The sequence below is a fragment of the Devosia sp. 919 genome, assembly GCF_013185965.1.
Lineage (GTDB): Bacteria > Pseudomonadota > Alphaproteobacteria > Rhizobiales > Devosiaceae > Devosia.
In genome coordinates this window covers 2,893,449-2,914,091 of sequence record NZ_JABAOL010000001.1, presented here as the reverse complement: position 1 = coordinate 2,914,091, position 20,643 = coordinate 2,893,449, and the positions used below count along the sequence as shown (strand labels likewise).

Sequence of the window (20,643 nt, the reverse complement as noted above, 5' to 3'; positions counted from 1 at the left end):
GCTTTGGTTGGATGGGCAGGAAAGCTTCGCCAGATGGCGAAACTTTGGCTCCCAGCCGATTTAGTGGGCGAAGTAGTCCTGCAGCGGGCGGACCTGAAGGTTGCCGTCGCGATAAGCGAGGATACCCTGCACGGCCGCCATCGCCCCATCGATCGTGGTGTAATAGGGGATCTTGGCATAAAGCGCGGTGCGGCGGATGTCGCGGCTGTCGGAGATCGACTTCATGCCATCCGTGGTGTTGATCACCAGCTGCACGCCGCCATTCTTCATCAGATCCACAATATGCGGGCGCCCTTCGAGCACCTTGTTGATCTTGGTGGCGGCAATGCCGTTTTCCACCAGATAGCGCTGGGTGCCGCCGGTAGCGAGGATAGTGAAGCCAGCCTGCTCGAGATGGCGGGCGGTGTCGATGATCAACTCCTTGTCGTCATCGCGCACCGAGATGAAGGCGGCGCCGCTGGTGGGGACCTTGGAGCCCGCACCCATCTGCGACTTGGCGAAAGCCATGGCGAAATCGTAGTCGAGGCCAATCACTTCGCCGGTCGACTTCATCTCCGGCCCGAGCACGGTATCGACGCCCGGGAAGCGGCTGAAGGGGAACACGGCTTCCTTGACGGCGATGTGCTTGAAGGTCTTTTCCTGGAGATTGAAGCTCGCCAGGCTTTCACCGGCCATGATGCGCGAGGCGATCTTGGCAATGGGCTGGCCGATCACCTTGGCCACGAAGGGCACGGTGCGAGAGGCGCGCGGATTGACTTCGAGGAGGTAGATGACACCGTCCTTGAGGGCATATTGCACGTTCATCAGGCCGCCCACCTTGAGGGCAAAGGCGAGTTCGCGGGTCTGCCGCTTGAGCTCGTCCATGATCTCGGGGGAGAGATTTTGCGGCGGCAGCGAGCAGGCGGAGTCGCCCGAGTGGATGCCCGCTTCCTCGATGTGCTCCATGATGCCGGCAACAAAGACATCCTTGCCATCGCAAAGGGCGTCGACGTCGATTTCGGTGGCGCCGGACAGGTAGGCATCAAACAGCAGCGGGTTGTCGGACAGCACCGAGTTGATCTGGCCGGTGCGGTCATTGGGGTAGCGCTGCAGGATATCGGGCGGCACAAGACCGGTCAGGGTATCCTGCACATAGCGCTCGAATTCGCTGGCGGAATGGACGATCGCCATGGCGCGGCCGCCCAGCACATAGGAAGGGCGGATCACCAGCGGGTAGCCCAGGCGCTCGGCAACAAGGCGAGCCTGTTCAAGGCTATAGGCGATGCCGTTCTTGGGTTGAGTCAATTCGAGCTTGTTGAGGAGTTTGGAGAAGAGGTCGCGGTCTTCGGCCAGATCGATGGCGTCGGGCTGGGTGCCGAGAATGGGTACGCCAGCCTTGAGCACGGCTTCAGCGAGGTTGAGCGGGGTCTGGCCGCCGAACTGCACGATCACGCCATGGAGCGTGCCGTTCTGCTTTTCGGTGAGCAGGATCTCGATGACGTCTTCTTCGGTCAGCGGCTCGAAATAGAGCCGGTCGGAGGTGTCGTAGTCGGTCGAGACGGTTTCGGGATTGCAGTTGACCATGATGGTCTCGTAGCCGGCCTCACCGAGCGCGAAGGCGGCATGGCAGCAGCAATAATCGAACTCGATGCCTTGGCCGATGCGGTTGGGACCGCCGCCAAGGATGACGACCTTCTTGCGGTCGGTGGGACGGGCTTCGTCGGCGGGCTCGCCGGCAAAGGGTGCCTCATAGGTCGAGTACATATAGGCGGTTGGGGAGGCGAACTCGGCGGCCGAAGTGTCGATGCGCTTGTAGACCGGGCGCACGGCAAGTGACTGGCGCAGCTTGCGCACGTCCGTGGTTTTTACGCCGGCGAGTTGAGCGAGCCGCGCATCGGAAAAGCCCATGGCCTTGAGCGAGCGCAGGGTCGCAGCGTCCTTGGGCAGGCCGAACTGCTTGACCTTGGCTTCGGTATCCACGATCCCCTGCATCTGCTCGAGGAACCAGGGATCGATCTTGCAGGCGGCGTGAATGTCCTCAAGGCTGGTGCCAAGGCGCATGGCTTCGGCGACATGGAGGAGCCGGTTGGGCGTTGGCGTGCCGAGAGCGGCCTTGATGGCGTTCTTGTCTTCGCCTTCGCCAAGACCGGGAATGCCGATCTCGTTGAGGCCCGTGAGGCCGGTTTCGAGCGAGCGCAGCGCCTTTTGCAGCGATTCCTGGAAGGTGCGGCCGATGGCCATGGCCTCGCCAACCGACTTCATCGAGGTGGTCAGGCGGTTGTCGGCGCCGGGGAATTTCTCAAAGGCAAAGCGCGGGATCTTGGTGACGACATAGTCGATGGTGGGCTCAAAGGACGCCGGGGTCGCGCCGCCGGTGATGTCGTTGTCGAGCTCATCGAGCGTGTAGCCGACGGCGAGGCGCGCCGCGACCTTGGCAATGGGGAAGCCGGTCGCCTTGGAGGCGAGGGCGGAGGAGCGCGACACGCGCGGGTTCATCTCGATGACAACCATGCGGCCGTCAGCCGGGTTGATGCCGAACTGAACGTTGGAGCCGCCGGTTTCCACACCGATCTCGCGCAGCACCGCCAGCGAGGCGTCGCGCATGATCTGGTATTCCTTGTCGGTCAGGGTCAGGGCCGGGGCGACGGTGATGGAGTCGCCGGTATGCACGCCCATGGGATCGATGTTCTCGATCGAGCAGATGATGATGCAGTTGTCCTTTTTGTCGCGGACAACCTCCATCTCGTATTCTTTCCAGCCGAGCACCGATTCTTCGACCAACACTTCGTTGGTGGGCGAGGCGTCGACGCCGGACTCGACGATGGCGAGATATTCTTCGCGGTTATAAGCAATGCCGCCACCGGTGCCGCCCAGGGTAAAGGACGGGCGGATGATGGCGGGAAGGCCAATCACTTCGAGCGCCTGCAACGCTTCGATGGTGTTGTGCGCCAGCATGGAGCGCGGGGTTTCGAGCCCGATTTTCTTCATGGCGTCGCGGAAGAGTTCACGGTCCTCGGCCTTGTCGATGGCCTCGGCGGTGGCGCCGATCATCTCGACGCCGAACTTTTCGAGCACGCCCATCTTGCGCAGCGAGAGCGCGCAATTGAGGGCGGTCTGGCCGCCCATGGTGGGCAGGAGCGCATCGGGGCGCTCTTTTTCGATGATCTTGGCGACCACTTCGGGGGTGATCGGCTCCATATAGGTCGCGTCAGCCAAATCCGGGTCGGTCATGATCGTGGCCGGATTGGAGTTGACCAGGATGATCCGGTAGCCCTCTTCCTTGAGCGCCTTGCAGGCCTGGGTGCCTGAATAGTCGAACTCGCAGGCCTGGCCGATGATGATCGGGCCGGCACCGATGATGAGGATCGATTTGATATCGGTACGTTTTGGCATGGTGCTCGCTCAACTGTTCACGTCGTAGTGGCGCGCTGCCGAGCAAAAGTGAGAACCACTTTTTCGGCAACGCTCCGAGAGCCCGGCGAGAAGGAGGGAATCGCCCGGACAGCACCTGTCTCGTGGCAAACTCGCGCGGCGGCAGCGCTGCGCGCGCGGGGTCAGATTCCAGACATGGTGGTTAGGTGGGCTGTCTAGCCGAGATGGTGGGGAAAGGGAAGGGGGTGGCAGCTCTGCATAACGCGGGGAACTGACGCGGGGCGCCTTGCCCGGGCCTGGTAAAAACTGCGCTGCCGCTGGGGTTTGGCTGCGGTGTTGCGCAAATGCGGCAAATACACGGCATGTTAAGTGGACTTGGCCAATAGTGCGGCTGGGGAGCCAGGATCGCGGCGCCCGTGAGTTCAAGTGGGCAGATCCGGCAGCAGCGGCAAAGTTCGCGGCGCGAGGGCGGCCTTCAAAGCGAGTGTATGCTGCATGCGCCTTCTTGTCGGTATTCTGATCGTGGTCGGCTGCGTCATGGGCGGCTATGCCGGCGTGGGCGGACATTTTGCGGTGTTGTGGCAGCCGTTTGAATTCATCATCATCCTGGGGGCCGCGATCGGGGCCTTCGTGATCGGCAATACCGGGCCGGTGATCAAGGGCACGCTGGGGGCTTTTGCGACGCTGTTCAAAGGCCCAAAATACAACAAGGCCGCTTATGTCGAGCTGCTGGGCATGCAGTTCACGCTGTTCAAGCTGGTGCAGGCCAAGGGCATCCTGGCGCTCGAGCCGCATATCGAAAACCCGCATGAATCGGAGCTGTTCAAGCGTTTCCCGACCTTTGCCAACAACCACCATGCGGTGGAGTTCGTGTGCGACTATCTGCGCATGGTGACGCTCGGGTCCAATAATGTCCATGAGATGGAAGCCCTGATGGATGAGGAGCTGGAGACCCACCATCAGGAGCAATATCGGATCGTGGGCGCCATGCAGGCGCTGGCCGATGGTACGCCGGCGCTCGGGATCGTGGCGGCGGTGCTGGGCGTGATCCACACGATGGGCGCGATCAGCGAGCCGCCCGAAGTTTTGGGCCACATGATCGGCGGCGCGCTGGTGGGCACGTTCTTTGGCGTGTTCGTCGCCTATGGGTTCTTTGCGCCCTTCGCCCAGTCGCTCAACAATATCTACCAGGCGGAATCGAAATACTTCCTGTCGCTCAAGGTCGGCCTGCTCGCCCATATATCGGGGCAGGTGCCGGTGATGGCGATCGAATTTGCGCGCAAGGCGCTGCTGTCGGAAGACCGCCCGAGTTTTGAAGAGGTCGATGCGGCAACGGCAAACCTGGCCGCGGCATAAGAGTAGAACGCCATGGCCCAGTATAATCAGCCCATCATCATCAAGAAGGTCAAGAAGGCGGCCCACGCCCATCATGGCGGGGCTTGGAAGATCGCCTATGCCGATTTCGTGACGGCCATGATGGCGTTCTTCTTGCTGCTCTGGCTGATCAGCATGACGACGCCGGAGCAGAAGGAAGGCCTGGCGGATTATTTCGCCCCGCCGAGCATTGCGCCGACGACGAGCGGGGCGGGGGGCTTACTGGGGGGCACGGCGCTTGACGCCGCTGGCGCCAAGATGGCCGGCACTTCGCTCAAGGACCAGCAGGAGGCGGCTACTTCCCCCGCAAGCACGCGCGCGGGCAGCCAGGAAGCGGGAACCGAGGGGATCAAGGGCGAGACCGGCGCAACCGAAACTACCACTGGCGTTGCGCCCAAGGACTTGAACACAGTCCAGGCCTTTCACAGCGCTGCGGCCAGCATCCGCCAGGCCTGGCAGGCGCTGCCCGATATCACGGAGATCGCCGATAATCTGCTGGTGGAAGCGACCGAGGACGGCCTCGACATCCAGATCATCGACCAGGAAGGGACGCCCATGTTCCCCGAAGGATCGAAATACCCCACCGAGCCGGCGCGCCAGGCGATTGCTGCGCTAGGGCCGATTTTGCAGAAGCTTTCGAGCCAGATCACGATCTCGGGCCACACGGCGGCGGGTGGCACATATGTCAATCCGCGCTATGGCTCCTGGGAGCTTTCGAGCGATCGGGCCAATGTGGTGCGGGGGCTGTTGGGCGAGTTCGGGCTCTCCGATGACCGGGTGAGCGCTGTGAGCGGCAGGGCGAGTGCCGATCCGTTCTTTCCCAACGACCCCTATCAGGCAGCCAATGAGCGGATCAAAATCGTCGTGCTCAACCAAGCCCCGCCGGTGCCGGCCGGCTTAAGCTTCTAGTTGGCTGAAGCGCTGCCGTAGCGCTCGCGATTGCGAGCGCGCGCCTTGGCGGCTTCGATCTCCCGATCCTTGGGCGGGGCGGCGGTTTCGAGCGACTGCAGTAGGTGGCGCAGATTGCGCTCGATGGCTTCGACGGCCTCATGGAAGGCGGCCTCGTTAGCCTTTGATGGTGCCGTAAAGCCCGAGACCTTGCGCACGAACTGGAGCGCGGCGTCGTGGATCTCGTTGCCGCTCGCGGGCGGCTCGAAATTGAACAGCGGCTTGATGTTGCGGCACATGTTTATTCCTCCGGCTCGGTGGTGAACAGCAGCGGGTAGCCCTTGCTGCGCGCCGTTTCGGTGGCCCGGTTGGCTTTTTCCTCGGCGATCTCCTTGGTGAACACGGCAACCACGCACGACCCCTTGGTGTGGGCCGTCAGCATGATGCCAAGGGCCTGAGCTTCGGGCACGCGGAATTCGGCCTTGAGCAGCCGCACGACGAATTCGCGCGGCGTGAAATCGTCATTGACGAGGATGACCTTGTGCAAGGGCGGGCGGGCAGTTTTCTGGCGCGTCTCGACGCGAGGCTTTGAGTCGGTGTTGGTTCCAGCCATGAGCAAGCCTCCCTGGTGGTGATGGTGCCTGGAGCGCCGCCAAATTCTAGCACATCTGCTGGCAGAGCAGGAGGGGCGCTGGGCAAGGGCTGCAGACCTAAGGCAAAGGCGCGGCCAAGGGCGCCGCCTTGTAATTAGCCCTGCGGAAGAGCATATATGAGCGGTATGTTTTCGGCCAATTGGCTACCTGATCCTCCCGGTCCTGCCGGTTGCTTGGCGATCCCCGAGACTTGCGACTCCCCGCAGCGCCCCGCTTTTGAGCCCGTGCTGCCCGTCCATCTTGATCCCCAGGCAGGTGCCCATGTCCAGTTTCAACTACAATGCCGCGGCCGAACTTTACCCCAGCAAGAGCTTCTACAAATCTCGCCAGGTGCGTTACCAGCGCTTCACTTCGGCCGCCGAGGCGCTACGCTACGCCATCGAAGAGATGCCAGCGGAATTGCTGCGCGGCTCGTTGCTCGAAGTCGACGAGCAGCGCTTCGAAGGCAGCGATATTCGTGATCTGTATTATGCGGAAGGTTATCCACTGGCGCGCGCGCAGGGCTAACCCACTACCGGGCTGCCGCCGGTGGCGGAGCGGCCCGGAGAGCGGCAGGCATGAAAAAGCCCCGCTCCAAAGAGCGGGGCCGATATAGGCATCAAGCCCTGGGCTAGATGCTGGTCTTGCGGTCGCCGAGGCCGGTATTGCGGTCGTCCTCGACTTCCACTTCGGTCTTGCGCACGGTGTCGCTGATGGTTTCCTCGCGGCTGGCTCCCTCCTTGCGCAGGGAGATTTCCTCGGTAACGCGAGCCTGCTTGTCGACCACAGCTTCTTCGGCGTGCTCCTCGGCCTCGATGGTGCGATCCTGGAAGGCGGCGTCGCCGGCGCCCAAAGCACGATCCACGGGGCGACGCTCGATGGTCACGCGCTCCTCATACAGGTTCACATTGGCGCTGACGGGTTCCTCGCGAACATAGGAGCGGACGCGGACCCGACCCAGATTGACGTCGCGCTTGCCAACGCGCAGTTCTTCCTCAACCACCGGGATCACTTCATCGGTGCCGAACTCGGAAGTGGTGCGATCGGTATATCCGGCACCCGAGGTGGAGGTTGTCTGGCCCTGGCTGGCCGAGGCGTAGCCCGCGCTGCCAGTCGAGCCGGCAATGTCAGAGGTGGTGGTGGCGCCTACGCCGCTCGCGCCCAGCGTGCTGCCGCTGGTGGTGCCTGCACCCAGAGTGCCGCCGGAGCTGTTGGTGGAGTCGGCGGCGCGGCGGGCAGTGCCGGAATAATCGGTCGTGTAACCGGTCCAGCCTTCCGTGCGCCAGCTTTCCTCGCGCTCGTCCAGATCGATGGCCCCTTCGTCATCCAGGATGTCGAGAGCGGTATCGTGGTTCGTTGAATCCAGATCGCTGACCGTCACCAGATAACCGCCGCGGCTCAGGCCCTCGGCATAGGTGTAGCGGTCCTCGTCGGGCATGAAGAAATCAGCCAGCGAGGCAAAGAAGCCGCGGTGGGTTTCTTCGCGATTCTGCACGGGTTCGTCATTTTCGTAGCCAGGCATAAGGCGAACATTGTCGCGCGAGATGCCCGCGTCAATCAGCCGCTCGACAGCGCGATCAGCTTCGCTGCGGGAGTCAAAAAATGCCGAAAGCGTGCGCTCGGCGCCGGTTGCGGAAAACTGGCTCATTTATTGTTCCTCTTCGATGTTGGGTTGGTCCGTTTCACTTCTTTCAACCACCGCGTGCTGCTTGCGCAGGGTGATCGGTAATTCGACGTGCTCACGCGATACAGAACGGCGCAGATGAAGCTCCTCCTTGAGCACCAGGCGCTTTTCGACCACGAGAACCTCCTCAACCACGGGGATGATGGTGGTATCCCCTTCGGTGCGGATTGGGGGGGCCTCGGTGATCTCGATCCCACGCGGGACGCGGGTCACTTCAACATCCTGGCGGTCGAGCATGGCCGAAACCACGTCCTCCACGAGCTCAGTCTTGGTGCTAACCCGGACCTTGCCGGTGACCACGTCCTGCTTACGAATGGTCGAAAACTCGTCAACGACCTGCAGGGTATCTTGGGCGTCTGTCATTGCTGTTCCGCCGCTGTGTCGAGGCCAAGGGAACGGGCGGATTCAGGCTTGGTTCCCAATTGTGAAGTGCCGGGCGGGCACGGTTTTGTTAACATGGCTTTCACCACGTCAGAGTGATGATCGAGTGTTAGTAGGAGTTCGTGGATGCGCCAGATCGAGGTGCTAGATGGAGTGCGGGTACGGTTTCCGGGCCGGGACGATGAGTTCGACCTGGGTGTAGAGATCGGTGCGGCGGTTGTGTTGATGGCTCTTGGCGAGCCGGTGATCGAGCGGCGGGTGCGGGCTGAGTGCGTCGAGCAACTGCGCCCCCTGGCCGAGCGGTTCGGGTATCGCCTGGTTGGGGGCGAAAGCGACGAGCAAGCCGAAGCCGAAATCACGCTGTTCCATGCGTCCCGCCGGCCGCAACTCAAGCTCGTGCCGACGCAGGCTAAGCGCTAGCTGGTGCCTCCTGGGTGATAGATCATCCCCAGGCGCTGAACTCTTGGAGCGGAGAGCCGTTGGGCAGGGAGTTTGAACCTGCGCAAGGAGCTTTCGCATGGCCGGCGTCCCCAATATTTCCCTCAATGATGGCAATTCCATTCCCCAGCTTGGCTTCGGGGTCTGGCAAGTGCCCAATAATGAAGTGCAGGCAGCGGTCAGCGAAGCCTTGCAGGCGGGGTATCGCTCTATCGATACGGCCCAGGGCTATAATAATGAAGAAGGCGTGGGACGCGCCATCAAGGACAGCGGCATTGCGCGCGAGGAGCTGTTTGTCACTTCCAAGCTGCGCACCCGGGACCAAGCTTATGATCAAGCGATCAAGAGCTTCCATGGGTCCCTCGAAAAGCTCGGGCTCGATTATCTCGATCTGTTTTTAATCCACTGGCCGGTGCCGGGGCAGGACAAGTATCCCGAAGCCTGGAAGGCCTTTGTGCAGCTGCAAAAAGAAGGCCTGAGCAAGAGCATCGGGGTTTCCAACTTCCTGCCCGAGCATCTGGAGCGAATCATCGGGGAGACTGGCGTGACCCCGGCGGTCAACCAGATCGAGGTGCATCCCGAGTACCAGCAGCGCGACGTGCTGGATTTCCATGTGAAGAACCGCATTGCGATCGAGAGCTATAGCCCGCTCGGCAGCGGGGCGGCGCTCAAGAACCCCACAATCGCCGAGATTGCCGAAAAGCACGGCAAGAGCCCGGCGCAGGCGATTTTGCGGTGGCATATCCAGGAAGGCTTTATCGTCATTCCCAAGTCCACCCATCCGGAGCGCATCCGGGCTAATATCGACGTGTTCGATTTCGAATTGGACGGGGAAGACCTGCAGCGGATTGCGGGGCTCGACCGGCCAGATGGCAAGACGGGTGGCGATCCGGCGACCAATAACGCGATCTGGTAGGAACTAGCCGTGCCTGGGGCTGAGCAGCTTGGCCAGCCCCAGCACAAAAACGGCGACGAGCGCGGGACCAATTGCCAGGAGCGAGCCCGCCGCCATGAGCGCGCCCGTGCCGGCCCACATGATAGAAGCAAAGGCTTCCGACAGGGTGGCGGCGCGGGAGGCGACCTGGCGGCGGCGGAACATGGAGCGCTTGGCGGTGACGCGGAACCAGAGCTGGATGGCCGTGGCGGAGCCGGCGGACAAGGCCGCGCAAAGCGCCGTGACGGCCGCCATGGCTGGCGAGGACAGAGCCAGCAAGGCGAGCAGTGGCAGGAGGATGATCGCAATGACGGCGAGCACCGCCTCGATCTTGCTGATCAGCACCGTGCGCGCTGCGAGGGGCGCGGTGGCCACGAGGTCAGGGGCGTCCTCACCCGAGATGGCGAGCCAGGCGAGCCCGCCGGCAAGCTGGCCCGCGGCCATCACGAGAACGGGCACGGCCACGACATAGGCGCCGGCGCTGTCGCCATAGTTGATCCAGAGCAAAAGAGCTGGCGGCAGCAGGTAAAGGATCTGCATCAGCGTTTGCGACAAGAGCCAGGGGTCGCGCTTGAGAAGGCGCCATTCCTTGCGGCGCAGCGCCTGGGCTTGCGTCATCGGGCGAAAACGCGGCGGGGATGGCTCACTGCCGGCGCGGACATGGGCTAGACCCGCCGCGGCAATGGCGTGGCGCCCAAAGCTCGAGGCGGAAAGCGCGATCATGCCAGCGAGGGCACCAAAGCTGATCGCTGCGGCCAGCGCCACGGCCGCCCAGTCCCCCAGGGCTGCGCGGGCGGGAAGCCAAACGGGGCTGTTGAGAGCCGGAGCGGCGTTCACCAGATCGGCAGACTGGAACAGGGTGAAGCGCGAGAAACTGCCGTAGTGAATGATCGCGACCGCCTGGATGCCAATGATGAAGCCGGCGCCGATAATGGCGGCGACGATCTGGGCGATCAGCCGGGTTCGCTTAGCGCCCACAAGGCGGAACAAGGCCATGGTGATGGCGACGGCAATGGCGGTGGAAAGCGCGCCCGCGGCGAGAAGAAGGCCATAGGCAGCGAGCCAGCGGGGGCCATCGAGCAGGGCCAGCATGTTGATGAGCGGGCTGGCGAGCAAGGCGGAGAGGGCCACGGTGGTGATGGCAACGGCGCCGGTGCGAACGGCAAAGAGGCGGCGTGAGGAGGCGGGGGAGGACAGGATCAGATCGAGGTCGGAGCGCGCGTAATAAACGCGGGTGATCGACTCAAGGGCCTGGGAAAGCGTGACGGACCAGAACAGCAGGCCGGTGCCGGTCAGCAACACCAGCGTTGGCTTGTCGGGGACGATGCCCGCCGCGACCCAGGGGCGCACCAGCCCATAAGCAAGGAGGTGGAAGAGGACGGCGGCAAAAATACCGAACAGTACAATCGCTACGCGGCGACCCGTCTGGCCCCCGGTCATCATGACCAGCCAGTCGCGCCAGGCGAGCTTGAGCTCGTGGCGGGCAAACCAGAAAAGGGATGTGGGCGCTGTGGTCATGCAGCGGCGGTATCCGGTTCGTTGCGCGCGACCAGATCGAGGAAAATATCCTCGAGGCTTTGGTTGGCTCCGCCGATCCGGCTGCGCAGCTCGGCAAGCGTGCCTTCGGCAATGAGCCGGCCACCGCTGATCACCCCGATGCGCTCGGCCATGCGTTCGGCGACGTCGAGAATGTGGGTAGTCATGATGACGGTGACGCCTTCGCGCACCTTGCCCAGCAGCACGTCCTTGACCTGGCGTGCCGAGCCGGCGTCGAGTCCGGTGAGCGGTTCGTCGAGGATGATGAGGCGCGGGTCGTGGACGAGGGCGCCGGCAAGGGCGACTTTTTGCAGCATGCCTTTGGAGAAGCTGCCGCAGAGCTGATTGGCGTGGGGCGCGAGGCCGAGCCAGTCGATCAGGTCATGGGCCTTGCGGCGGGCGGTGGAGGCGTCCATCTGCCAAAGGCCGGCGACGAATTCGAGATATTCCAGCGGGGTGAGGCGGTCATAAACCATGGGCTCGTCCGAGACCCAGGCGAGGATGCGCTTGGCTGCCACCGGGTCTCGCCGCGCATCGATGCCGAAGATGGAAATGGCGCCGCGATCGGGCTGCAGCAGTCCCGCCACCATGCGCAGGATCGTGGTCTTGCCCGCGCCATTGGGACCGAGCAGGGCGTAGAACTCGCCGGGCCGCACGGTGAGATCGAGCTGCTGGATCACAGGACGATCAAAGGATTTGGACAGATCGGAAATGGCGAGGGCAGGGGCGGCGGTCATTGGCGAACTCCGGCTGACAAAGCCAGGTTTAACGCCGGGAGCGTTGCGGTGGCGTGAAGGGGGGCAGTTAATGTTCGGCAAAGCGGCATTTGCTGGAGCCGGGCAACCAACCCGGCCCTAGGGGTGTTCAAACCCCAACCCAGGAGGTTCTATAATGGCTGAAGTGAAGTATGAAGTTGTGGAGCATGATGGCGGGTTCGCCTACAAGGTAGGGGACGTGTTCTCCGAGGCTTATCCTACCCACGAGCTGGCGCTCGATGCGGCCGTGGCTGCGGCCGACCGGCAGCAACTGGCCGGCGACACCGCGGCCATTCTTTACCAGGACGCCAAGGGCGAATGGCACGAGGAACTCGCCACGGGCGAAGACCGGCCGCAAACCGAGATCGAAGATGCGTTGGTGGATCAGGAGCCGGTTGCCGCTGAAGAAAACGCCGGTGAGGGTGACTTCGTGGTCGGCACCACCGTTGTCGAGGGTAAGGCGCATAGCCGTGATGAGAGTTACAAGGGCCGTGCGCCCCTAGCCTCACCGAACGAGCGGCAGAGCTAGCTTCCGGAACCAAGTTGGCGCCGCGCGCATTGTGGCGACAACATAGTGCAGGAGTTACAAATGGATATTCGCGAACGTGAAACCGTTGTGGTCGATCGCGGGAGCCGCGGCGGTGGCAGCGGCTTGTTGATCGGCATCATCGTGGCGCTCGCGCTGCTCGCCATCGGTTACCTCGTGTTCTTCAACAATAATGGCGGTGGCGGCGGGACAGTCGATGTCGACGTTCCAGCAGTCAGCGTCGATGTGGTTCCCGACGGGCAGTAAGCCCCGTTAACACCAAATGCAGCAGCGGGCGCCTTCAGGGGCGCCCGCTTTGTTTTTGTTCAGAGCGTGATGCGGTACAGCCCGAAGCCGTCTTCGTTGTTGTCGCCGGTGGGCTCGACCTTGACGGCGGTGACATCGGCGACGTGCTCGGCGGCCTTGGGGCCGGTGGCAAACAGGACAGTAGTGTCGCCGATCGGGGCGAGCGACCAGTTGCTGTCCGCCTTGGGGTCAATCGTGCCGTTTTCGACGATGTAGCGCACGATGAGGTCGCGATTGGTATCGGGGCCCTTAAAGACGATCTTGTCGGCACCGATGCCGGGGAAGGTGCCGCCGCCGCCGGCGCGGTAGTTGTTGGAGGCGACAACGAAGCGGGCCGCGGGATCGATGGGTGCGCCGTTGAACTGCAGATCGACGATGCGGTTGGCGTCGGGATTGAGCTCCTGCTTGCCGTCGGCGGAAAAGCGCGAGGGCTGGGTGATGTCGATCTTGTAGGTCACGCCATCGATGACGTCGAAATTATAGGCGGGGAAATCGAGGTTGATGAGTTCCGCGTCGGTGGCACCCTTTTTCACCTGGTTGAAGATGCCGGCGGAGCGCTCCAGCCAGTTCTTGACGTCGGCCCCGGTGATAACAAGGGCCTGGATGGTGTTGGGGTAGAGATAAAGGTCGGCGACGTTCTTGATGGCGACGGGGCCCACCGGCACATCGGTGTAATAATCGGGGCCGCCGCGACCGCCGGACTTGAAGGGGGCTGCGGCGGACAGGATCGGCAGACCCTCCCACTCAGTACCCTTCATCATCTGGGCGATGTACCAGGTCTGAGCCTGGGAGACGATCTGCACGGATGGATCATCGGCCACGAGGGCGAAATAGGAGTGGAGGGGCGCTGAGGTTTCGCCCACAGGGCGGCGGATATAATCGAGGGTTTCCTCATGCTCTTGCTGGGCAGCGGCGGTGACTTCCGCCTGGTCCTCCACCAGCGGGGTGACCTTGCCATCGACGCGTTCGAAGATCGGGCGCGCTTCGGCGGTGTGGGAAACGACGGACCATTTGCCCTCGGCGTCCTGCTCGAGGAGCAGGTCGATCAGGCCCATATGCGAGCCCCAGAAGCCCGGCATCACGGCCGGCTTGCCGTTGAGCGTGCCAGCCTCGATGTCGGCGCCTTCCAGTTCGGCAAAATCGGGGCCGGGGAACACCAGATGCTGGTGGCCGGTGAGGACCACGTCGATGCCCTCGACACCAGCCAACTGCAGGGAAGCGTTTTCCGAGCCCGGCCCCTTGTCTTCGGCGATGCCGGAGTGGGATAGGGCGACGATCAGGTCTGCGCCTTCGGCGCGCATGCGCGGTACATAGGCCTTGGCGGTTTCCACGATGTCGCGCGTGGCGACCTTGCCGGTGAGGTGGCTCGAGTCCCAGGTCATGATCTGGGGTGGCAGGAAGCCGATGATGCCGACGCGGATGGTTTTGCCCGCGCCCGAGCCATCGGTCAGCTGTTTTTCGATGATGCGGTAGGGCGCGATATAGGTGTCGTCGGCGGTGGGGTCGTCGCCCAGCGTCGTGCCGCGCACCAGATTGGCTGATACAAAGGGGAAGCTGGCGCCCGAAAGGGCGGCGTCGAGATAGTCGAGGCCGTAGTTGAATTCGTGATTGCCGAGGGTGGCGGCTTCGTAACCCAGCGTGTTCATGGCCGCGATCATCGGGTGCACATTGCCCTCAAGGCCTTTTTCATAGGCGATGTAATCGCCCATGGGCGTGCCCTGGATAATGTCGCCGTTGTCGACCAGCATGGAGTTACCCGCCTCGGCACGGATCTGCTCGATGATCGCCGCGGTGCGGGCCAGGCCCATCGTGTCGTTGGGCGCATCGGCATAATAGTCGTAGGGGAACACCGCTACGTGCAGGTCCGTGGTCTGGAGAATGCGAAGATGGGCCTGATTGGCCTGGGCGAGGCTGGCAAAGGGGTGCATGGCGGCGAGGGCGCCGATGCTGACCGAGCCGGCGAGAAAATGGCGCCGGGACATGCTGGGATTGAACTTCATCGCGTTCTCCGAACTGCGGCTCTGGGAGTAAGTGCCCCCGTGGGGGGCGGTGTCGAACTCGGGTGGTCTGCCGTGTCGCCGTGACGCTGCGATGACAGCGGCAGGAGCAGGCTAGGCCTTCTGTCGGGGCGGGTCAATTTGGCGCATCAGGGCCGCGGGGGAACTCACATCCTCCTCCAAGGCTTATGGTGGCAGGCATTGTTACGCCCCGCGCAAGGATCCAGCATGAAGTGGCAAGGAAGAAATCGTAGCTCCAATATCGAGGACCGGCGCGGGCAGGGCGGCGGTTTTGGCGGCCGTCGTGGCGGCGGGCTGGGCGGGCTTGGACGCGGCGGTGGTATTCGCATTCCCATGGGCGGCCGCACGGGCGGAGGCCTGGGGCTGTTTGGCACCATCGTCGTACTGGGCATCCTCTGGTTTGCGACTGGGCAGAATCCGCTCGATATGCTCACGGGCGGCTCGAGCACCGGCGGGGTTCCGGCGCAAAGCTCGTCGCGCAGTCTGCCCACGCAGGGCGAGGATGAACTCGCCGATTTTGTGGGCGTGGTGGTCAAGGAAACCGAGGATCTCTGGACCGAGGTGTTCACCGCCCAGGGCGCGGAATATGTGGAGCCACGCGTCGTGCTGTTCACCGATGTGGTCAACACCGCCTGTGGCACAGCCGATTCGAGCACGGGTCCGTTTTATTGCCCCGGCGACCAGCGGGTGTATATCGATCTGAGCTTTTATGATCAGCTGCACCGGCAGTTTGGCGCGCCCGGGGACTTTGCCCAGGCCTATGTGCTGGCCCATGAAGTTGGCCACCATGTGCAGAACCTGACCGGCATCCTCCCCGAATTCAACCAGCGCCGGCAGAGCATGAGCCAGGAAGATGCCAATGCTTATTCGGTGCGCATTGAATTGCAGGCCGATTGCTATGCGGGGGTGTGGGCAAACTATGCGGGCCAGCAAAACCTGCTGGAAACGGGCGACTTTGAAGAAGCGCTCAATGCGGCCGAGCAGATCGGGGATGATACGCTGCAGATGCGCTCGCAGGGGTTCGTCGTGCCCAAGACCTTCAATCACGGCACATCCGAGCAGCGCCGCAACTGGTTTGACCGCGGTTACCGTTCGGGGGATCCGGCCGATTGCGACACTTTCTCGGCGCGTATCTAATGCTTGAGCCGGAAGAGTTGCTGCTCGCCGATGACGGCGTGTTTCCCAATAGCCGGCTGCCGGTGCTGGTGTATCGTGGCGCGGTCAAGCCCGAAGACGGCGCGCCGGCGCTGGAGCGCTTGTTCGAGCGTAATGGCTGGCCGCCCAAATGGCGCGACACCGTGTTCACGTTCCACCATTACCACTCCAACTCGCATGAGTGCCTTGGCGTGGCCGAGGGTAATGCGACGCTGCGGCTGGGCGGGCCGTCCGGTGCCGAAGTGAAGGTGGAGGCGGGGGACGTCGTGGTGATCCCCGCCGGGGTGGCGCATCAGCGCATGTTGGCAAGCATCGACTTCATGGTGGTGGGCGCGTACCCGCCGGGTGAAGAGCAATGGGACACGCTGCGCGGGCAGCCCGATGATCGGCCCCGGGCCGACCAGAACATCGCCAAGTTGCCGCTGCCCGAGAGCGACCCGGTGCTGGGCAAGACTGGAGCGCTGGTGGAGCGGTGGCGCTAAGCGCCGCGCGTGCTTAAAGGCCGAAGAGGTGTCGGGCGACCATGGCGGTGGCCCAGCCGGCAAACAGCATGATGAGGCCGGGATAGCGCAGCGACACGAGGCCCGCGACCAGCAGGGCGAGTTTGACGTCCCAGCCGCCATTGAAGAAGGCTGGAGCGAACAGGGTTGTCAGCACGGCCGCCGGAACGGCATCCAGCGCTGCCTGCAGGCGGGGCGGGATGGTGTGGAGCCGGGTGATCAGCACATAGCCGCCAATCCGGGTCAGGTAGGTGGCCACTGCAGCCGCAGCAATCAGGGCCAGCATTCCAGCATCGACCCCCATCAGTGAGCCTCCGGCGCTACGGAAGACCTAGCCTGCGCCAGCGGAGCGGGCAGCAGCACGGCAACAAGGATGCCGAGGACTGCGCCGATGCTGACATGCCAGGGGGAGCCGACGAAGTGATAGGCGAGCACGGCACCAGTCATGCTGGCGAGCACAACCGGATAAAAGCCGGTCCGCCGGCGGAAAGTGACCACGAGACCAAGGAAATAGATGGGCAGCAGCACGTCGATGGCGAAGGTGCGGGGGTCGCCGAGCAGGCCGCCGAACCAGGCGCCAAGGACGGAGAACACCACCCATTGCAGCCAGACCACAAGGCCGAAGGTGAGATACCAGGTGAAGCTGAGCGACTGGTTTGTCTCGGAGCGCCGGATGGCGTCGGCATATTGCGGATCGGTGAGGAGAAAGAAAGCGAGTAGCCGCTGCATGGGGCTGTAGCGGCTGAACATCGGCGCCAGCGCCGCCGAATAGAGCACGTGCCGAAAGTTCACCGCGAGGATGGAAAGGACGATCAGCCAGGCTGGAACGTGGCTGCCGAAGAGCTCGATGCCAACGAGCTGGCTGGCGCCCGCAAAAACGAGGGCGCTCATCAAGCCGACATCGAGAACGCTCAGGCCATTGTCCACCGCTACCGCGCCAAACAGCACCGCGAACGGCGCCGAGGAGACGGCCACCACAAAGCCACTGCGCAGGCCCGCGAGGAAATCGCTACGGTTCATGAGGCGAAACGCTTCCTCGCGTGAGACTTAGGTGCCCTTAGACGCCGGGCTGCTTTTGTTCGGGCTCGGGGGCCACACCTTTTTGCTCGCGCACATGGTTGAGAAAGCGCGTGAACAGGTAATGGCTGTCGCGCGGGCCGGGGCTGGCTTCGGGGTGGTATTGTACCGAAAAGATCGGCTTGCCCTCGACCGCCAGGCCGGCATTGGAGCCATCGAACAGGGAAATATGGGTCTGGGTCACGCCGGCGGGCAGGCTCGCGGAATCAACGGCAAAGCCGTGGTTCATCGAGGTGATCTCCACCTTGCCGGTGGTCAGGTCCTTGACCGGGTGATTGGCGCCGTGATGACCCTGGTGCATCTTGGAGGTCTTGCCGCCAAGCGCCAGGCCAAGCAGTTGGTGGCCGAGGCAGATGCCAAAGACCGGCTTGCCGGTATCCATCAGCTTCTGGATGGTGGGCACGGCATATTCGCCGGTCGCCGCCGGATCGCCGGGGCCGTTGGACAGGAAGATGCCGTCCGGCTGGTAAGCCATCACATCCTCGGCCGTTGCAGTCGCAGGCAGGACAGTGACGCGCGCACCCTGATCGGCCAGGCAACGCAGAATGTTGCGCTTGGCGCCGTAGTCGATGGCGACGATGTGGAAGGCCGGATCGGTGACTTCGGCATAGCCTTCGCCCCATTTCCAGCCGGTCTCGGACCAATGATAGGTTTGGGCGGTGGTGACTTCCTTGGCCAGGTCGAGCCCTTCAAGGCCGGGGAAGGCGTCGAGTTCGGCGGCAATGGCCGCATCGTCAAAGGCGCCGTCGGGCTGGTGGGCGATCACGCCATTGGGCATGCCGCCTTCCCGGATCTTGGCGGTCAGGGCGCGCGTGTCGATACCCGCAATGCCGATGATGTTGCGCTTCTTGAGCCAGGCGTCGAGCTTTTCAGCGGCCCGGTAATTGGATGGGTTGGTGATGTCGGCCTTGAGCACCACGCCACGAACGCCTGACAGGGCGGCCTGGTTGACCATCTCGATATCTTCGTCGTTGGTGCCGACATTGCCGATATGGGGGAAGGTGAAGGTGATGATCTGCCCGGCATAGGACGGGTCGGTCAGCACTTCCTGGTAGCCGGTCATGGCGGTGTTGAAGCACACTTCGCCCGCTGCCTGGCCCGTGGCTCCGATTCCGCGCCCCTCAAGACGGGTACCATCCGCAAGGATCAAAAGGGCGGTCGCGGGGGATTGCTGCCAGCCGGTCACGGTGGGCCTCCAGGGTTCTTGGCAATGTCGATTGAGGTCTCCTTCTAGAAGGAGCCACGGGACCGCGCAAGTGGCGCACGGCTTTGTTTACGCCTATATGGGCCGGCAGAATTGCATGGCAAGAGGAGATCGAGTGTGCGCGAGACCATCAGCGAAGCCCTGAAAACTGCGCTCAAGGCCCGGGACCAGCGCCGGACGGCCACGCTCCGGGCGATCAGTGCGGCCATCAAGGACAAGGATATCGCGATCCGCCAGGACAATCGCGGACCGGCCACCAATGAGGAAGTGCTCGCCATCATCCAGAAGATGGTCAAGCAGCGCGAAGAAAGCTTTGCCATTTATGCGCAGGCGGGACGCGCGGACCTGGCCACGGTGGAGAAGGAAGAAATCGATATTCTCAATGAGTTCCTGCCCAAAGGACTCACGGACGATGAGGTGGACAGCGCCATCAAGGCCGCCATTGCGGCTACGGGCGCCGAGGGACCCAAGGACATGGGCAAGGTCATCGCCCAGCTTAAGGCTGACTATCCCGGACGGATTGATTTCGGCAAAGCCAGCGGCAAGGTGAAGGCTGCGCTGTCGGCCTAGGCCACTAGCCGGGGCCCGGCAGTGGGGCCGCGGACGCAGTTCCGGCCCACCCGCCTCGGCATAATAAAGAGCGTCGTCAGCGTGGCGCAGCAGCTCTCTAAAAAGGTCCGCCCGGCGCTCCTTAGGCGGCGGCAGGCGCGCCGGGCGGCACGTCACCGCTGTGGCGCTCCCACGCATAGGAGACAACTGCAATGGCGAGCGCCAGCAGCAGCGCCGCGACCCCGATCAGGGGGAGGTTGCGGTAGCCAAAGCCGTGCTCGAGCAAGGTGCCGCCCAGCACCGCGCCGATCGCAATGCCGATATTGAAGCCGGTGGGCACCAGCGCCGAGGCGAGGTTGGGGGCGTCGCCGGCCCAGGCTAGAATGCGCGACTGCACGGGTGAGCCGAAGGCGAAGTTGACGCCGCCCCAAGCGATCACCGTGATCGCCATTAACCAGGGGACGGGGCTGGCGAGATAGAGGGCTGCATAAACGCTGGCCTGCAGCACCATGATGCCGATCAGCGATGGCATGAGTTTCCAGTCGGCGAGGCGGCCGCCGATAAAGACGCCAATGGTGGAGCCGATGCCGAAGAGCAGCAGCACCCACGGAACGACGCCAGGTTCGAGTTGGGTAACTTCGAGCAGGAGCGGGGCGATGAAGGTGAAGAGGCTGTATTGGCCGATCATCACCAGAACGACGATCAGCAGCGAGCAGATAATGGCTTGCCGACCGAGGGCCCGGAACTCGCGCTTGAAACTGCCGGCAGCGGCTTGAACGCCGGGGGCGGCGGGCAGGAAAAAGGCGGTCGCCAACGTGGCGACAAAGCCGATAGCGCCGACGGTCCAGAAGGTGGCGCGCCAGCCCAGGGCATTGCCGATCGCGGTCCCGCCGGGCACGCCAAGAATATTGGAGACGGTGAGGCCCGACAGGATCAGGGCGACGGCAAAGCCGCGCCGTTCGGGCGCGACCAAGGTCACTGCGACCACGGCGGCGATGCCAAAATAGGCGCCATGCACGACCGAGACGATGACCCGCGCAGCCATCAAGAGCTCGAAGTTGGGGGCAAGCGCGCACAAGGCTTGGCCCAAGGTGAACACGGCGCCTAGAAGAAGGATCAGGGTCTTGCGCGACATGCGATTGGTCAGGAGCGCAAGGAGGGGGCCACCTATGGCGATGCCGATGGCGTAGCCCGAGATGAGGTAGCCGGCGACCGGAACCGAAACGCCGAGATCGGTGGCGACATCAGGCAGAATGCCGGCAATGACGAATTCGGCGGTGCCGAAGGCAAATGCCGCAAGAAACAGGGCGAGCAGCGGCAACGACATCAAAGCAA

The 20,643-nt window shown here is 63.3% G+C and carries 22 protein-coding genes; 10 read left to right on the top strand and 12 right to left on the bottom strand.

Annotation, left to right across the window (positions count from 1 at the left end; all coding sequences use genetic code 11):
* Positions 1 to 60 precede the first annotated feature (60 nt).
* Positions 61 to 3,372, bottom strand: a complete 3,312-nt coding sequence (carB, locus tag HRQ64_RS14140; RefSeq protein ID WP_172123746.1) for a carbamoyl-phosphate synthase large subunit — start codon at positions 3,370 to 3,372, stop codon at positions 61 to 63.
* 474 nt (positions 3,373 to 3,846) lie between these two features.
* On the opposite strand from carB, the gene motA reads away from it, so the two are divergent.
* A complete protein-coding gene (motA, locus tag HRQ64_RS14135) occupies positions 3,847 to 4,707 on the top strand; it encodes a flagellar motor stator protein MotA (RefSeq protein WP_127753677.1) in 861 nt (286 codons plus the stop codon).
* A 12-nt stretch (positions 4,708 to 4,719) separates the two neighbouring features.
* Positions 4,720 to 5,634 (top strand): flagellar motor protein MotB, encoded by a 915-nt coding sequence (locus tag HRQ64_RS14130; RefSeq protein ID WP_127753676.1) that lies wholly within the window; start codon positions 4,720 to 4,722, stop codon positions 5,632 to 5,634.
* On the opposite strand, the gene HRQ64_RS14125 is transcribed toward HRQ64_RS14130, so the two are convergent.
* Positions 5,631 to 5,912 carry a DUF2277 domain-containing protein gene (locus tag HRQ64_RS14125; protein ID WP_127753675.1) on the bottom strand — a complete coding sequence of 94 codons (282 nt, stop codon included), beginning with the start codon at positions 5,910 to 5,912 and terminating at the stop codon, positions 5,631 to 5,633. The genes HRQ64_RS14130 and HRQ64_RS14125 overlap by 4 nt on opposite strands.
* Positions 5,913 to 5,914: 2 nt before the next feature.
* Positions 5,915 to 6,226: an ATP-dependent Clp protease adapter ClpS gene (gene clpS / locus HRQ64_RS14120; RefSeq protein WP_127753674.1), complete on the bottom strand. Its 312-nt coding sequence runs from the start codon at positions 6,224 to 6,226 to the stop codon at positions 5,915 to 5,917.
* Between the two features lie 301 nt (positions 6,227 to 6,527).
* Between clpS and HRQ64_RS14115 the strand changes: the two genes are divergently transcribed.
* Positions 6,528 to 6,773, top strand: a complete 246-nt coding sequence (locus HRQ64_RS14115) for a hypothetical protein (RefSeq protein ID WP_127753673.1) — start codon at positions 6,528 to 6,530, stop codon at positions 6,771 to 6,773.
* A gap of 103 nt (positions 6,774 to 6,876) precedes the next feature.
* Here HRQ64_RS14115 and HRQ64_RS14110 read toward each other — a convergent pair whose 3' ends face one another.
* Both HRQ64_RS14110 and HRQ64_RS14105 read right to left on the bottom strand, forming a co-directional pair.
* Positions 6,877 to 7,893, bottom strand: a complete 1,017-nt coding sequence (locus HRQ64_RS14110; protein WP_172123744.1) for a YsnF/AvaK domain-containing protein — start codon at positions 7,891 to 7,893, stop codon at positions 6,877 to 6,879.
* Positions 7,894 to 8,292 (bottom strand): DUF2382 domain-containing protein, encoded by a 399-nt coding sequence (locus HRQ64_RS14105; RefSeq protein ID WP_172123742.1) that lies wholly within the window; start codon positions 8,290 to 8,292, stop codon positions 7,894 to 7,896.
* A gap of 144 nt (positions 8,293 to 8,436) precedes the next feature.
* Between HRQ64_RS14105 and HRQ64_RS14100 the strand changes: the two genes are divergently transcribed.
* Positions 8,437 to 8,730: a hypothetical protein gene (locus HRQ64_RS14100; protein WP_172123741.1), complete on the top strand. Its 294-nt coding sequence runs from the start codon at positions 8,437 to 8,439 to the stop codon at positions 8,728 to 8,730.
* A 97-nt stretch (positions 8,731 to 8,827) separates the two neighbouring features.
* Positions 8,828 to 9,664, top strand: coding sequence for an aldo/keto reductase (locus HRQ64_RS14095; RefSeq protein WP_172123740.1), 837 nt, complete (start codon positions 8,828 to 8,830; stop codon positions 9,662 to 9,664).
* Between the two features lie 3 nt (positions 9,665 to 9,667).
* Here HRQ64_RS14095 and HRQ64_RS14090 read toward each other — a convergent pair whose 3' ends face one another.
* Both HRQ64_RS14090 and HRQ64_RS14085 read right to left on the bottom strand, forming a co-directional pair.
* Entirely contained in the window at positions 9,668 to 11,200 is a 1,533-nt protein-coding gene (locus tag HRQ64_RS14090; RefSeq protein ID WP_172123739.1) for a permease, read from the bottom strand.
* On the bottom strand, positions 11,197 to 11,955 hold the full coding sequence (locus tag HRQ64_RS14085; RefSeq protein ID WP_172123738.1) for an ABC transporter ATP-binding protein: 759 nt from the start codon (positions 11,953 to 11,955) through the stop codon (positions 11,197 to 11,199). The genes HRQ64_RS14090 and HRQ64_RS14085 overlap by 4 nt, the downstream gene beginning before the upstream one ends.
* 154 nt (positions 11,956 to 12,109) lie before the next feature.
* Between HRQ64_RS14085 and HRQ64_RS20505 the strand changes: the two genes are divergently transcribed.
* The gene (locus HRQ64_RS20505) at positions 12,110 to 12,502 is read left to right on the top strand and encodes a hypothetical protein (RefSeq protein ID WP_348983114.1); all 393 of its coding nucleotides are present in this window, start codon (positions 12,110 to 12,112) and stop codon (positions 12,500 to 12,502) included.
* Between the two features lie 60 nt (positions 12,503 to 12,562).
* The gene (locus tag HRQ64_RS14075) at positions 12,563 to 12,766 is read left to right on the top strand and encodes a hypothetical protein (RefSeq protein WP_127753666.1); all 204 of its coding nucleotides are present in this window, start codon (positions 12,563 to 12,565) and stop codon (positions 12,764 to 12,766) included.
* A gap of 59 nt (positions 12,767 to 12,825) precedes the next feature.
* Here the strand turns inward: HRQ64_RS14075 and HRQ64_RS14070 are convergent, their stop codons facing one another.
* A complete protein-coding gene (locus tag HRQ64_RS14070; protein WP_172123737.1) occupies positions 12,826 to 14,805 on the bottom strand; it encodes a bifunctional 2',3'-cyclic-nucleotide 2'-phosphodiesterase/3'-nucleotidase in 1,980 nt (659 codons plus the stop codon).
* A gap of 225 nt (positions 14,806 to 15,030) precedes the next feature.
* Here HRQ64_RS14070 and HRQ64_RS14065 point away from each other — a divergent pair, with 225 nt between their 5' ends.
* Entirely contained in the window at positions 15,031 to 15,960 is a 930-nt protein-coding gene (locus tag HRQ64_RS14065) for a neutral zinc metallopeptidase (RefSeq protein ID WP_127753665.1), read from the top strand.
* A complete protein-coding gene (locus HRQ64_RS14060; RefSeq protein ID WP_172123736.1) occupies positions 15,960 to 16,460 on the top strand; it encodes a cupin domain-containing protein in 501 nt (166 codons plus the stop codon). Before HRQ64_RS14065 ends, HRQ64_RS14060 begins: the two co-directional genes overlap by 1 nt.
* Before the next feature lie 13 nt (positions 16,461 to 16,473).
* Here the strand turns inward: HRQ64_RS14060 and HRQ64_RS14055 are convergent, their stop codons facing one another.
* From HRQ64_RS14055 to carA, 3 genes are read right to left on the bottom strand one after another with little or no spacing between them, the layout of a single operon-like run.
* Complete coding sequence (locus HRQ64_RS14055; protein WP_172123735.1) at positions 16,474 to 16,782, bottom strand: AzlD family protein; 309 nt, start codon at positions 16,780 to 16,782, stop codon at positions 16,474 to 16,476.
* Positions 16,782 to 17,498 (bottom strand): AzlC family ABC transporter permease, encoded by a 717-nt coding sequence (locus tag HRQ64_RS14050; RefSeq protein ID WP_127753663.1) that lies wholly within the window; start codon positions 17,496 to 17,498, stop codon positions 16,782 to 16,784. Before HRQ64_RS14050 ends, HRQ64_RS14055 begins: the two co-directional genes overlap by 1 nt.
* A gap of 37 nt (positions 17,499 to 17,535) precedes the next feature.
* Positions 17,536 to 18,741: a glutamine-hydrolyzing carbamoyl-phosphate synthase small subunit gene (gene carA / locus HRQ64_RS14045; protein ID WP_172123734.1), complete on the bottom strand. Its 1,206-nt coding sequence runs from the start codon at positions 18,739 to 18,741 to the stop codon at positions 17,536 to 17,538.
* 135 nt (positions 18,742 to 18,876) lie between these two features.
* Here carA and HRQ64_RS14040 point away from each other — a divergent pair, with 135 nt between their 5' ends.
* Positions 18,877 to 19,329 carry a GatB/YqeY domain-containing protein gene (locus HRQ64_RS14040; RefSeq protein ID WP_172123733.1) on the top strand — a complete coding sequence of 151 codons (453 nt, stop codon included), beginning with the start codon at positions 18,877 to 18,879 and terminating at the stop codon, positions 19,327 to 19,329.
* A gap of 121 nt (positions 19,330 to 19,450) precedes the next feature.
* On the opposite strand, the gene HRQ64_RS14035 is transcribed toward HRQ64_RS14040, so the two are convergent.
* A complete protein-coding gene (locus HRQ64_RS14035) occupies positions 19,451 to 20,635 on the bottom strand; it encodes an MFS transporter (RefSeq protein ID WP_172123732.1) in 1,185 nt (394 codons plus the stop codon).
* Between the last annotated feature and the right edge of the window lie 8 nt (positions 20,636 to 20,643).